Raw genomic sequence first — 13,685 nt, 5'->3', positions numbered from 1 at the left:
GCCGGACCAGCTCCCGAATGGACAGTTCTGTCACGCTATGTCCACGATTTTTCACATGCGCGCATTTTTTGCATCCTCGGTCGGCCTCGTGTGCACCGCCGCCCTCGCCCTCCCGCTCACCCTCCACACCGCCTCCGCCCACCCCCGTGGCACCCAGCCGGGCAGCACCCAGTCGCTGCCCCTGCGCCCGCTCGGTGGCGGACTCGCGCGGAGCGCGGTCGCGCCCGGCGGCGCCCAGGAGGTGGCCGCGCAGGGCGTACGGCCGTTCTCCCTGGTCGGTGTCGTCTGGGACAACGCCGAGGCGGAACTCGGCGCCCAGGTGCAGATCCGTACGCGCGCGACCGGCACCGGTCTGTGGTCCGCCTGGCGGGACCTCGCACCGTACGGGGACGAAGCCCCCGACCCCACCTCGCCGGAGAGCGGCGGCACCCGCGCACACGGCGGCACGGCACCGCTGTGGGTCGGCGACGCCGACGGGGTGCAGGCCCGGGTCCGTCCCGGCCCGATGCGAACGGCGCGCACGGCACTGCCGGTGGGGATGCGGCTGCAACTGGTGAACTCGGGGGATGCGGGCACCGCGCCCACCGCGGCGCCCCGTGCCATGGCCGCGCCTCCGACGGGACCGGTTCCTTCGCCGAAGCGGAAGCCGGTGAAACCGGTGAAACCGGTGAAGCCCGTGAACCCCCTGAAGCCGACGAAGCCCCTCAAGCCCCTCAAGCCCGCGGCACCCGCGACACCGCCCGCGCCCTCGGCGTCCCCCTCGCTCCCCGCCACCACCGCACCGCACACCTCCCCCAGGCCCCGCATCATCACCCGCGCCGGATGGGGCGCCGACGAGACGCTCCGTGAGAAGGACCACGCCTACAGCAAGACCGTCAAAGTCGCCTTCCTCCACCACACCGTGACGGGCAACGCCTACAACTGCTCGGAAGTCCCCTCCCTTTTGCGCGGTATCTACCGCTACCACGTCAAGAGCATGGGATGGCGTGACTACGGCTACAACTTCACCGTCGACAAGTGCGGAAACATCTACGAGGGCCGATCCGGCGGGGTGGCCAAGGCCGTGATCGGCGCGCACACCCGCGGATTCAACGCCAAGAGCATGGGTGTCGCCGTTCTCGGAACCTTCGACGCCGAGCAGCCGTCCAAGAATGCGGTGAAGTCGATCGCCGAGCTCACCGCGTGGAAACTCGGCCTCTACAACAGGAATCCGAGGGCCGTGGTCCACCTGGTGTCCGCTGGCGGGAACAAGTACACAGAGGGCACCAGTGTGAGGCTCAACGTGATCTCCGGACACCGCGACGGCTTCGCCACGGACTGCCCCGGGCAGCTTCTCTACAACAAGCTCGGCTCGGTACGCCGCACAGCGGCCCGGCTCCAGGGGCGCTGACCAGGCGCGGTCCGCGGATCTGCCTACACTGGCCCGGCCCGGAGCCCCAGTAGGAAGCAGAGACGATACGTGACCACAGCGCCATCAACGCCAGAAGCGATCCTCCTGGTCGGCGGCAAGGGGACCCGGTTGCGACCCATGACGGTGCACACCCCCAAACCGATGGTCCCGGCGGCCGGTGTGCCGTTCCTCACCCATCAACTCGCCCGCGCCCGTGCCGCCGGGGTCGAGCACATCGTGCTCGCCACGTCCTACCTCGCCGAGGTCTTCGAGCCGTACTTCGGTGACGGGTCCTCACTCGGGCTGCATCTGGAGTACGTCACCGAGGAGGAGCCGCTCGGCACGGGTGGCGCCATCCGCAACGTCGCGTCCCGGCTGCACTCCGGCCCGGACGACCCGGTGCTCATCTTCAACGGCGACATCCTCACCGGGCTCGACATCCGCGCCCTCGTCGACACCCACCGCACCGCCGGCGCCGATGTCTCACTCCACCTCACCCGGGTCACCGACCCGCGTGCGTACGGGCTGGTGCCGACCGACGCCGACGGCCGGGTCACCGCCTTCCTGGAGAAGCCGCAGACCCCCGAGGAGATCGTCACCGACCAGATCAACGCGGGCGCGTACGTCTTCAACCGCTCGGTCATCGACGCCATCCCTGCCGACCGCCCGGTCTCCGTCGAACGCGAGACCTTCCCCGGGCTGCTGGAGGCGGGTGCCCACCTCCAGGGCATGGTCGACTCCACGTACTGGCTCGACCTCGGCACCCCGCAGGCGTTCGTCCGCGGCTCGGCCGACCTGGTCCTGGGCCGTGCCCCCTCCCCGGCCGTGCCGGGGCGCTGCGGCGACCGACTGGTCCTGGAGAGCGCGTCGGTGGCGGTCGACGCCAAGCTGTCCGGAGGCACGGTGATCGGCCCCCAGGCCCGGGTGGGTGCGGGCGCGCGGATCGAGGGCAGCGCGGTGCTGGAGGGCGCGATCGTCGAAGAGGGCGCGCAGGTGCGCGACTCCCTCGTCGGCGCGGGCGCCCGGATCGGGGCGCGCACGGTCTTGCAGGGCGCCGTGATCGGCGATGGCGCGCTGGTGGGCGCGGACAATGAACTGCGGGACGGCGTACGGGTGTGGTGCGGGGCGGACATCCCGGCGGGGGCGGTGCGGTTCTCTTCCGACCAGTAGGTCCGTTGTGGGTGCGGGGCGCTGGTTGCGCGCGGGTGCGGGTGCGGGTGCGGGTGCGGGTGCGTTGTGGGTGCGGGGGTGCTGGGTGGTCGGGTGCGGGTGCGGGGCCTCCGGGGCAGGGCCCTGGACCGTATATTTTTGGCGCCGGTGCCCTGAGAAGTTCGGTGAACCCAAGGTTGGCGCCACAAATACACGACAGCGTCCAGGACCCCACCCCTGCGACCCCGCCCCCTCCCGTCTCGTCGCCGACTTCCCCGACTACATGGCGCGGAAGTCCCTGACCGCGAAGCGCGGTGCGCGGCGCGGTGGAGTGCGCCCGGACAGCAGGATCAACCGGGCCGCCCGGTGGCGCTGGCCCGCGTAGGGGGCCAGCAGTTCGAGCATCCCCGCGTCGTCCGTACCGCGCTGACCGGTGAGCGCGTAGCCGACGATGCGCGGCAGATGGAGGTCCCCGACGGTGACCGCGTCCGGTGTGCCGTTGCTGCGCTGAAGGGTCTCGGCCGCGGTCCAGGGCCCGATGCCCGGTATCAGTTGGAGGCGGGCGGAAGCGGCGGCGAGATCCATGGCCGCGGCATCCTCCAGTCGCCTGGCGACCCGGACGGCCCGCAGGATCGTCGCTGAACGCTTGGAGTCGACGCCCGCCTTGTGCCACTCCCAGGACGGGATCAGCGACCAGGCGCGCGGATCGGGCATCACCCGCATCCGCTCGGCCGGACCCGGCGCGGGCTCGCCGTGGCGCTGAAGCAGCAACCGCCAGGCCCGGTACGCCTCGTCGCTGGTGACCTTCTGCTCGAGGATCGAGGGGATCAGCGATTCGAGGACCAACCCGGTGCGGATGAGTCGCAGCCCGGGGTTGCGGCGGTGGGCCTCGTGAACGAGGCGGTGGCACGGGGTGAAGTCGGACGGGTCGTCGTCCGCGCCGAGCAGTGAGGGAAGTCCGTCGAGCAGCCACTGTGCCCCCGGTCCCCAGGCGTGGGCCTCGATGTCGCCGCCGTGGCGTGCGATGCGGATGGTGCCGGGCCCCTCCGGCGTCCGGCTCGCCCGCCAGAACGCGCCGTCCCCGCCGACCCGGAACGCCGGATCCCCCGGCCCCCGCTGGAGTACGCACAGGTTGCGCGCGAGGTCGTAGGGCCCCGAGGGGGTCCAGGTGCGGCTGACAGACACGTGGCCACCCTACGACTCGCGTCGGACAGCCGAAGGCGGCCGGGCGTTGAGGGGCCACCCGTGCGCGGGATGGGCTCGGTCGTCCGTCGGGCGGGTGGTCGGCGACGAGACGGGAGGGGGCGGGGTCGCAGGGGTGGAGGCCTGGACACTCGGGGTCCCCCATGCCGAAGGTCAGGGGCGTATTTGTGGCGCCAATCTGGGGTTCACCCAACTTCTCCGGGCACCGGCGCCTAAATAGACGGTCCAGGCCCCACCCCGGAGGCCCCGCACCCGCACCCGCCACGCAGCGCCCCCGCACCCACGACGCACCCGCACCCGCAACCACCCGCACCCGCGCCCCCGCCCCGCACAACGCGCGCCCCCATCCGCGGCGCGCGCACCCCATCACCGCGCGCCCCGAGAGCCACACGCCCCGAAGTAACCCCTACCGCACGACCACGAACCCCGCCGCGTCCCGCTCCGGCCGCGCCTTCGGCGGGGCTGCCGCGTGGCCGACGGCGACCGCGCCCATCGGGTCCCAGTCCTCCGGCAGGCCCAGCACCTCCCGCACCACCGGGCGGCAGAACATCGTCGACGACACCCACGCCGACCCCAGCCGCTCGCCCGCCAGCGCGACCAGCAGGTTCTGCACCCCGGCCCCGGCAGCGACAACGAACATCTCGCGCTCGGCCGCGTTGCGCCGCGCGTCCGGGTACGTATGTGCGCCGTCCGCGACCAGGCACGGCACCACCAGGTACGGAGCCTTGCGCAGCACATCCCCGCGCCGTACCCGCTTGGCGATGCTCTCCTCGGAGAAGCCGTCGCCGCGCAGATCCGCGATCCACGCGTCCCGCATCGCGTCGAGCAGCCGGATCCGCGATTCCTCCGACTCCAGCAGCACAAACCGCCACGGCGTCGTGTGGTGCGGCGCGGGCGCCGTGACGGCGGCGGCGACGGCGCGGCGCACGGCCGCGCCGTCCACCGGCTCGTCGGTGAACTCGCGCACCGTACGCCGCAGGGTGACGGCCTCCCGTACGGCCTCGGAGGTGCCCAGCCGGAACATGTCGTCAGCGGCGCCGCGCACCAGCGCCCGCGCACCGGGGTCCGCCCGGTCCGCGACGACGTGCGGCAGCCCCCGCACCACAGCCACCGGCAGTCCGTCCGCCTTGCCCTTGACCAGCTCACCGGCGGCGGCCAGTTCGTCGGCGGTGGCGACGATGGTCGCGCTCAGCGCGTTGCCGTGGGCGTCGAAGCCGCCCCGCAGATCGTCCAGGACGCGCACCCCGGCGGCGCCGATGGCGACGTCGGTGACCCCGGTGCGCCAGGGCCGTCCGAAGGTGTCGGTGACGAGGACGCCGAGCTCGACGCCGAGCGCGTCCCGCAGTCCGTCGCGGAGGGCGCGCGCGGAGGCGTCGGGGTCCTCGGGGAGCAACAGCACGGTTCCGGCAGGGGTGTTGGAGGCATCGACCCCGGCGGCGGCCATGACCAGACCGTGCCGGGTCTCGACGATGCGGGTGGCGCCGCGCCGGGCGACGACCCGCACGGTCTCGGCGTCTATGGCCGCCTCGCGATCGGTGGCCTCGACCATCCGCCCCTCGGCCTTGCTGACGATCTTCGAGGTGACGACGAGGACGTCGCCGTCGGCGAGACCGGGCAGACCCCCTGCGGTCGCGGCCTCGGCGATGAGCTTGGCGAGGTCGTCGCCGTGCCGTACCTCGGGGAGTCCGGGGAGGGCCCACACCCGGTACGACGGCGCCCCGGACCAGGAATCGGACCAGGACCCGGACACGGACCCGGACAAGGGCAGGGCCCCGCCCGGCGGTTGCGATGCGCTCATGCCCGTACCTCCTCGGCCAGCGCCAGCGCCTCCGCGGCCATCCGGGCCGTGGCCTCGGCGTCGGTCATCATCAGCGGGACGGCCTTGCAGCGGATCCCCGCGGCCTCGACCTCGTCGACCGCGCCCGCGTCGACGAGGTCGACGAGCCAGCCATCGAGCAGCCCGGAGCCGTAGTGCTGGGCGACGGCGGCGGCGGTGGACTCGACGCCGACGGCGGCGAGCACCTTGTCGGCCATGCCGCGCACGGGCGCGTCGCCGACGATGGGGGAGAGGCCGACGACCGGCACCCCGGCGTCGGCGATGGCCTCGCGTACACCGGGCACGGCGAGGATGGTGCCGATGCTGACGACGGGGTTGGACGGCGGGAAGAGGACGACGTCGGCCTCGGCGATGGCCTCGAGGACACCGGGCGCGGGCTTGGCCTGGTCGGCACCGACGGGGACAACGGCGTGGGCGGGTACGGAGGCGCGCAGCCGCACCCAGTACTCCTGGAAGTGGACGGCCTTGCGGCCTTCGTCAGGGTCGTCGATGAGGACGTGGGTCTCGACGCGGTCGTCGGTCATCGGCAGCAGCCGCACCCCCGGCTGCCACCGCGCGCACAGCGCCTCCGTGACGGCGCTGAGCGGATAGCCCGCGCTCATCATCTGCGTACGGACGATGTGGGTCGCGAAGTCGCGGTCGCCGAGGCCGAACCACTCGGGTCCCACACCGTAGGCCGCCAGCTCCTCCTTGACCGCGAAGGACTCGTCGGCCCGGCCCCACCCCTGCTCCTCGTGGATGCCGCCGCCGAGCGTGTACATCACGGTGTCGAGGTCGGGGCAGACCTTGAGCCCGAAGAGGTGGATGTCGTCACCGGTGTTCCCGATGACGGTGATGTCGGCCTCGGGGACCGCGGACATCAGACCGCGGAGGAAACGGGCGCCGCCGATGCCACCTGCCAGAACCACAATGCGCATGAGGGACAGTCTGGCAGTCGCCCGGAACGCCGAGGAGGCTCGGGGCGGTTCGGGGAGGTGGGAGGGCGGTGGCTCAGCCGCCGAGGACGTCCAGCGCGTTGACGCCGTCGAGCGCGGGTGCGGCGGCGGAGCCGGCGTTCTGGGTGGGGTGCAGCGGCATCTCGGTCAGCCCGGGGAAGTAGATGTGGAGGCTGACGGCGGGTTCGAGGGAGTCGTTGACGACGTCGTGGACATACCCGGGCGCGAAGACTCGCTGGGCGCCGGCGGTGAGGGTGTGCCGGGTGCCGTGGTGGCCGACGCGTTCGGTCAGTTCGCCCTGGAGGACGGTGAGCACACCGGAGGAGCGGCCGTGGTCATGGGCGCCGCTGCCCTGGCCGGGCACCCAGCTGAGCAGCCAGACCTCATAGCCGGGGCCGGTGCGCAGCCGGTGGTACCAGCGGCTGGTGGCGTCGTACTGGACGAGGGGCGCCCAGCCGTCACGGTCGGCGGCGATGGTGCGGGCGAGCCCGGCGAAGGCGGAGACGGTGGAGGGGTGGGCGGCTACGGGCGGCAGCAGATGCGGGATGGCGAGCGGGTCACCGGCGATCTGGACGTCGCTGTTCATGTGCGGAGTTCCTCAGCGGGAAAGATGCGGGAAGGGCGCAGAGATAGCTGGAGCTCGGGGGCATCAACAGCTGGAACAGCGACAGCGAGCCTGCACAGCGCAGCGGAACCCGTGGGCACGGGTCGCGAGGGGCGCGTGGGTCACTGACATGAGGACAAGGACAGCGGGTTCTGTGCCGTCCTGTCAACTTGATCTCCTGTTCGGCCCAATCTTTCACCTCTTTCGGTAGCTCTGGTGGCAGAAAGGTTTGTGCGCGCGTTATGCGGAGAGGTGGCGCACACCATGCGGAGAGGTCGCGCACACCGACCAGCGGCACGCAACGGGATCAGCGTCCGGGACGTCCTCTCTGATGAGTCAGGAGAGAGGAACCCGGATGGCGAACGGGGAAGTGTCTCGTTTAGGCCGATTTGAACACTTTCTGCGCAACCTTGGTTCCGCAGAGTGAATAAGAGGCCCAATAGCAGATCTCGGCTTGACTGGCCTGGATCGGCGCACTTGTAATTTCACTCGTGTCGTTCTGCCGCTTCGCGGACGGCAACGGACACGGGGACGCAAAAACAGACGAGGGGCGCACATGACCGAGTTGTTCCAGCAACTGCTGGTCGAAGAGGCGGACGAGGAGCTCGGTTGGCAGGAGCGCGCACTGTGCGCCCAGACCGATCCCGAATCGTTCTTCCCGGAAAAGGGCGGATCCACGCGTGAGGCCAAGAAGGTCTGTCTCGCGTGCGAGGTCCGTTCCGAGTGCCTCGAGTACGCCCTCGCCAATGACGAGCGCTTCGGCATCTGGGGCGGCCTGTCCGAACGGGAGCGCCGCCGGCTGAAGAAGGCCGCTGTCTGACATATCCACACCGCTTGGACGAAGCGGCCGCACCACGAACGGTCCGCCTCCCGCGCCTTGGCGACGGGCGGCGGACCGCCTGCGTACACAGCCGTTAGTGTGGGGGCCCGTCCGAGACGCGCCAACGTCCCCACGGGGCGCGCGCGTCCACCGCAGTCCAGCGAACCGGGGCCCGTACCTCGATGTCCGTGCACAGCCATCCGGCGGCCCAATACCCGGCCGCCACCGCCGCGTCTGCTCCCGCCGAAGCACCGGCGTATCCGCGCCATGTCGTCACCGCCGTGCTGGTCGCCCACGACGGCGCCCGCTGGCTGCCCGACGCGCTGTCCGGTCTGCTAGGCCAGGAGCGCCCGGTGCAGAACGTCATCGCCGCCGACACCGGCAGCGCCGACGACTCCGCCCGGCTCCTCACCGAGGCCCTCGGCGAGGAGCGGGTGCTGCACCTCGCGCGCCGCAGCGGCTTCGGTACGGCCGTCACCGAGGCGGTCCGCACCGCCCCGGTGCTCGGCCCCGAGGAGCTGGCGTACCTCAAGCGCCCCAGCGGCTGGGACCCCGTCAACCGCACCTGGCGGGACGACGCGTACGACCTGCCGGAGCTGCCGCACGGCGAGCCCGTCCAGTGGCTGTGGCTGCTGCACGACGACTGCGCCCCGGCCCCCGACGCGCTGGCCGAGCTGCTGAAGGTCGCCGACGCCGAGCTCACCGCCAACCGGCAGCCCGCGATCATCGGCCCCAAGCTGCGCGGCTGGTACGACCGCAGACAGCTGCTCGAGGTCGGCGTCAGCATCGCCCGCAGCGGCCGCCGCTGGACCGGCCTGGAGCGCCGCGAACAGGACCAGGGCCAGCACGACCAGGTGCGGCCGGTGCTGTCGGTGTCGAGCGCGGGCATGCTGGTGCGCCGCGATGTGTGGGAGCGGCTGGGCGGCTTCGACCCCAAGCTGCCGCTGATGCGGGACGACGTCGACCTGTGCTGGCGCGCCCATGAGGCCGGGCATCAGGTGCTGGTGGCGCCGGACGCGGTGCTGCGCCACGCCGAGGCGTCCTCGCGCGAGCGGCGGCCCATCGACTGTGTGGGGCGCTCTGTCGCCAATCCGCACCGCGTCGACAAGGCCGGTGCCGTCTACACGCTGCTGGTCAACACCCGTGGCGCACTGTTGCCGTATGTGATGCTGCGGCTGCTGTTCGGCACTCTGCTGCGCACCCTGGCCTATCTGGTGGGCAAGGTGCCGGGGCAGGCGCTGGACGAGGTCGCCGGTCTCTTCGGCACCCTGCTGCGGCCGGAGCGGATCCTCGCCGCGCGCAAGCGCAGAGGCCGTTCCACGCTGGAGAAGAGCGAACTGCGGCCGCTGTTCCCGCCGCCCGGCGCCACCGTACGGGCCACCGTGGAACAGGTCGCCAGCAACATCGGCGGACGTTCGGAGCCCGAGCTGTCCTCCGGCGGGCGGCACGGCGCCGTCGAGTCCGGACCGGGCGACGAGGACGCCGACTTCCTGGAAGTCGAGCAGTTCGCCCGGCTCAAGCGGATCGGCCGCAAACCGGGGCCGATGCTCTTCGTGGTGCTGCTGCTGGTCTCGCTGGTCGCCTGCCGGGATCTGTTCGGCGGCGGCACCCTGTCGGGCGGCGGACTGCTCCCGGCGCCCGAGCGCGTCTCCGACCTGTGGGGCAGTTACGCGGACGGCTGGCATCCGGTCGGCACCGGCGGCACCCAGACCGCACCGCCCTATCTCGCCGCCCTGGCCGCGCTGGCCACGTTCTTCCTCGGCTCCACCGGCTTCACCCTGACCCTGCTGCTGGTGTGCTCGGTGCCGCTGGCCGGGTTCATCGCGTACTTCGCCTCCCGGCCGCTGGTCGAGTCCCGGCTGCTGCGGGCCTGGGGCAGCGTCGCGTACGCCTTCCTCCCGGCCGCCACCGGTGCGCTCGCCGGGGGCCGGCTGGGCACCGCCGTACTGGCCGTCCTGCTGCCGCTGATGGCGCGGGCCGCCGCGGCGGCGGCCGGGCTCCGGGCGGGCGGCACCGGCGGACGGCTGCCGGGCTGGCGGGCGGCGTGGGCCTATGCGCTGCTGCTCACCTTCACCATGGCGTTCACCCCGGTCGTCTGGCCGATCGCACTGGTCCTGGGCATCGGGGTGCTGGTGCTGCGCGCCCTGGAGAGCCCCGATCTGCTGCTGCCGTACGGACTGCGGTTCCTGGCCGCGGTGGCCACCCCGGTCGCGGTGCTCGCCCCCTGGTCGCTCGGTCTGTTCACCGACCCCGGCCGCTTCTTCCAGGAGGCCGGACTCGACGCGGCGGGCGGCTCCGCCTCCGCCCTGGATCTGCTCTCGCTCAGCCCCGGCGGCCCGGGCGGCGGCGGCAGCCTGCTGCTGATCGGCTTCGTGCTGGCCGCGCTGGCCGCCCTGATGCGCGGTGAGCGGCAGCTCGCGGTGGGTGCGGCTTGGGCCGTGGCGCTCACCGGCTTCCTCTTCGCGGCGCTCACCAACGGCTCGGCCTGGGCCGGACCCGCGACCCTCGTCTACGGCCTGGCGCTGCTGACCGCCGCCGTGGTCGGCGCCGAGGGCGCGCGGGAGCGCGTGGCGGCGCAGAGCTTCGGCTGGCGTCAGCCGGTGGCGCTGCTCATCGCCGTCGCCTCGGCCGCCGCCCCGCTGCTCGCCGCCGTCGTGTGGATGACGGGCGGCGCCGACGGCCCGGTCGGACGGCGCAACGCCTCGCAGGTCCCGGCCTTCGTGGCGGCCGAGAGCGCCACCGAGGACCAGGCCCGCACGCTGGTGCTCAGCGGCCGCGGTGGCATGGCCCGCGCCGACTACGTCCTGGTGCGCGGCTCCGGCGCCCGGCTCGGCGACGCCGAACTCGCCGCGAAGGGCGGTTCCGACACCCGGCTCGACGCTGTGGTGGCCCATCTGGTCGCGGGCTCCGGCGCCGACCAGACCCGTCAGCTCGGCGGCTACGCGGTCCGCTATGTGTACGTCCAGAAGGGCGCGCCGCCCGAGATGACCCGGGTGCTGAACGCGACCCCGGGGCTCACCCAGCTCAGCAAGGCGGGCGGCGGTGTGCTGTGGCGGGTCGACCAGCGGGTCTCGCGGGTCTCGATCGTCCCGGCCGAATCCTCCGAGGGGGCTGCGGCGCCCGGTTCGGCGTCCGCGCCGGTGCATGTCGCGTCCGGCCCCGTCGAGGCGCACACCACCGTCCCCGACGGCGCGGCGGGACGGATGCTGCGGATCGCCGACAAGGCCGCGCCGGACTGGCGGGCCACGCTGGACGGCAAGCCGCTGAAGGCGAAGACGGTCGACGGCTGGGCGCAGGGCTTCGAACTCCCCGCGAACGGCGGCCGGCTGGACCTCACCTACGACACACCGATGACCCACAGCGCCTGGGTCTGGGCACAGGCGCTGTTCGCGCTGGTGCTGCTGGTGCTCGCGCTGCCGGGGCGCCGCCGCCGGGTCGACGACGACCTGCCGGAGGCGGACGGCGCGGCGGCCACGACGGCCGTCACCGCCGAGGACCTGGCGGGCGACGGGCGCCGGGCGCGGCGGCTGCGGGCCGCCGCCGAGGCGCAGGCCGCGCAGACGGGCCCGGCGGACCTCGGCGGGCAGCCCGGACCGATGGACGAGGCCGCGGCGGCCGAGGACGCGAACATCCCCCACATCCCCGCGCAGCCGTCCGCGCCGCCGCCCGCCCCCGCCGGTGATCCCTACGACGGCGGGCAGCCCGCGGCGGGCGATCCCCACGCGGTCCCGCACCAGCAGGGCTATGGGCAGCAGTGGGACCCCCAGACGTACGCCCAGCCCGGATACGGCAGCTACCCGGACGGTCAGCAGTACCAGGGCGAGCCGTACCAGCAGGGCGGCGAGTACCCCGGCGGCTACCAGGGCGACCCGTACCAGGGCGGCTATCAGGGCAACACCGGCTACCCGGCCGGTTACCAGGAGGGCGCCCCCTACCCCGAGGGCCAGTACCCGGCGGACCCGTACGCGGGCGGCCAGTACGCCGATCCGTACGGCTACGACCAGCAGCAGCCCTACGCCGACGGCAGCTACCCCCAGCAGGGCGACACGACGTACGGCGGAGCCGAGTCCGAGGGCCGCCGCGACGGGAGCGATCAGCAGCGATGAACCGCACCACCCTGTCCCTGATCGGTGCCGCCACCGCGCTGGCCGCCGTCACCGGTGTCGCCACCCTCACCGGCGGCTCGTCGGACGGCACGGACGGCTCGGCGAAGGCGGCGAGCCGGATGCCCGTCGAGCGCTCCACCCTGCTGTGCCCCACCCCCACCTCGTCGGAGGTCGCCGGCACCACCTACACCGCCTACACCCCCCAGCGGAAGGGCACGGCCGCCGCGGCCGCCGAGGGCGGCGGCGAGGCCGCGCTGCTGCCCGCCCAGGGCCCGGCCGACGACGTGACGGACCCGGGCGCCGGCGACGGCGGGGAGGGCGGCAAGGACGGCAAGGGCAAGGCCGAGCGGCAGCAGGACGCGGCGCGGGCCGACGGCAAACCGGTTCTGCCGCTGAAGCAGCCCGGCAAGCCGGTCACCACCGACACCGACCGCTCGGACGCCCCCGCCCTGATCGGCACCGCCGACGGCCGCTTCGCCCCCGGCTGGACCGTCCAGCAGACCACCACGGTCGCCGCGGGCAGCGGCCGCGGCATCATGGGCACCGCCTGCACGGCACCCGACACCGACTTCTGGTTCCCCGGTGCCAGCACCGCCCGGAACCGCCAGGACTTCGTCCATCTGACCAACCCGGACGAGAGCGCGGCCGAGGTGGACCTCAAGCTGTACGGCGCGGGCGGTCGTCTCAAACCCTCGACCGATGAGTCGATCACCGTGCCCGGCCGCTCCACCGTCCCGGTGCTGCTGTCCACGCTCACCGATGAGCGGGCCGCCGATGTGTCCCTCCGTGTGACCTCCCGCACCGGCCGGGTCGGCGCGTCCGTGCAGTCGATCGACCAGAAGGCGGGCGGCGACTGGCTCCCGGCCTCCGCCGCGCCCGCGACGAGCGTGGCGCTCCCCGGTATCCCGGCCGATGCGACCTCGGTCCGCCTGGTCGTCTTCGCGCCCGGTTCCGACGACGCGGACCTGAAGGTGCGGCTGGCCGGGCGCACCGGTTCGATCACCCCGGCCGGACATGAGTCCCTGCACGTCAAGAGCGGGATGACGGCGGCGATCGACCTCGGCGACGTGACGAAGGGCGAGCCGGGTTCGCTGCTGCTCACCCCCGAGGGCGGCGAGGGCACGGCCACACCGGTGGTCGCCGCGCTGCGGGTCACCCGGGGCAAGGGCAGCGACCAGGAGACCGCGTTCATCCCCGCCACCGCGGGGATCGACCGGACCGCCACCGCGGCCGACAACCGCGCCAAGGGCTCGACGCTCTCCCTGGTGGCGCCGGGCGCCACCGCGCGGGTGCGGGTGACCGCCTCGGCGGCGAGCGGCGGCGGCAGCCCCGTGAGCAAGACCTACACGGTCAAGGGCGGCACCTCCACCTCCGTCACCCCGCCCCGCCCGGCCTCGGGCAAGGGCGGCTACGCGGTGACAGTCGAGCGGCTCTCGGGCGGCTCGGTGCACGCGTCCCGGATGCTCGCGCTGCCGGAGGACGGCGTGCCGATGTTCACGATCCAGGGGATGCCGGACGACCGCGGGACGGTGACGGTCCCCGAGGCCCGGCAGGACCTGTCGGTGCTGAACGACGACAGCGACGTGAACGGCTAGGCGCCGGACGAGGACGGACGGGGCCGGGGGAGGCGGGCCGCGGACG

9 protein-coding genes are annotated in these 13,685 nt (G+C 73.2%); 5 read left to right on the top strand and 4 right to left on the bottom strand.

What is annotated here, in order from left to right; all coding sequences use genetic code 11:
- Nucleotides 1-55: 55 nt before the first annotated feature.
- A complete protein-coding gene (locus JK363_RS32515) occupies nt 56-1,390 on the top strand; it encodes a peptidoglycan recognition protein family protein (RefSeq protein ID WP_201880843.1) in 1,335 nt (444 codons plus the stop codon).
- A gap of 69 nt (nt 1,391-1,459) precedes the next feature.
- Nucleotides 1,460-2,560 (top strand): mannose-1-phosphate guanylyltransferase, encoded by a 1,101-nt coding sequence (manB, locus tag JK363_RS32510; protein ID WP_201880841.1) that lies wholly within the window; start codon nt 1,460-1,462, stop codon nt 2,558-2,560.
- Nucleotides 2,561-2,818: 258 nt separating this feature from the next.
- Here the strand turns inward: manB and JK363_RS32505 are convergent, their stop codons facing one another.
- The 4 genes from JK363_RS32505 to JK363_RS32490 all read right to left on the bottom strand — a co-directional run bounded on the left by JK363_RS32505 (nt 2,819) and on the right by JK363_RS32490 (nt 7,100).
- Nucleotides 2,819-3,724, bottom strand: coding sequence for a DNA-3-methyladenine glycosylase family protein (locus JK363_RS32505; protein WP_201880839.1), 906 nt, complete (start codon nt 3,722-3,724; stop codon nt 2,819-2,821).
- Nucleotides 3,725-4,148: 424 nt separating this feature from the next.
- On the bottom strand, nt 4,149-5,540 hold the full coding sequence (locus JK363_RS32500; RefSeq protein ID WP_236076278.1) for a coenzyme F420-0:L-glutamate ligase: 1,392 nt from the start codon (nt 5,538-5,540) through the stop codon (nt 4,149-4,151).
- Nucleotides 5,537-6,496: a 2-phospho-L-lactate transferase gene (gene cofD / locus JK363_RS32495; protein ID WP_201880837.1), complete on the bottom strand. Its 960-nt coding sequence runs from the start codon at nt 6,494-6,496 to the stop codon at nt 5,537-5,539. The genes JK363_RS32500 and cofD overlap by 4 nt, the downstream gene beginning before the upstream one ends.
- Before the next feature lie 73 nt (nt 6,497-6,569).
- Nucleotides 6,570-7,100: a cysteine dioxygenase gene (locus JK363_RS32490; protein ID WP_201880835.1), complete on the bottom strand. Its 531-nt coding sequence runs from the start codon at nt 7,098-7,100 to the stop codon at nt 6,570-6,572.
- Between the two features lie 574 nt (nt 7,101-7,674).
- Here JK363_RS32490 and JK363_RS32485 point away from each other — a divergent pair.
- The 3 genes from JK363_RS32485 (at nt 7,675) to JK363_RS32475 (ending at nt 13,639) form a co-directional block, all read left to right on the top strand.
- Nucleotides 7,675-7,938 (top strand): WhiB family transcriptional regulator, encoded by a 264-nt coding sequence (locus JK363_RS32485; protein WP_004952403.1) that lies wholly within the window; start codon nt 7,675-7,677, stop codon nt 7,936-7,938.
- A 182-nt stretch (nt 7,939-8,120) separates the two neighbouring features.
- Nucleotides 8,121-12,044, top strand: a complete 3,924-nt coding sequence (locus JK363_RS32480) for a glycosyltransferase (RefSeq protein WP_201880834.1) — start codon at nt 8,121-8,123, stop codon at nt 12,042-12,044.
- Nucleotides 12,041-13,639 carry a DUF5719 family protein gene (locus tag JK363_RS32475; RefSeq protein ID WP_201880833.1) on the top strand — a complete coding sequence of 533 codons (1,599 nt, stop codon included), beginning with the start codon at nt 12,041-12,043 and terminating at the stop codon, nt 13,637-13,639. Before JK363_RS32480 ends, JK363_RS32475 begins: the two co-directional genes overlap by 4 nt.
- Nucleotides 13,640-13,685: the final 46 nt, after the last annotated feature.

Source organism: Streptomyces coffeae (assembly GCF_016741875.1).
Taxonomy (GTDB): Bacteria; Actinomycetota; Actinomycetes; order Streptomycetales; family Streptomycetaceae; genus Streptomyces; species Streptomyces coffeae.
Note: the sequence above shows the minus strand (reverse complement) of the source record. Positions and strands in the feature narration are given on the sequence as shown.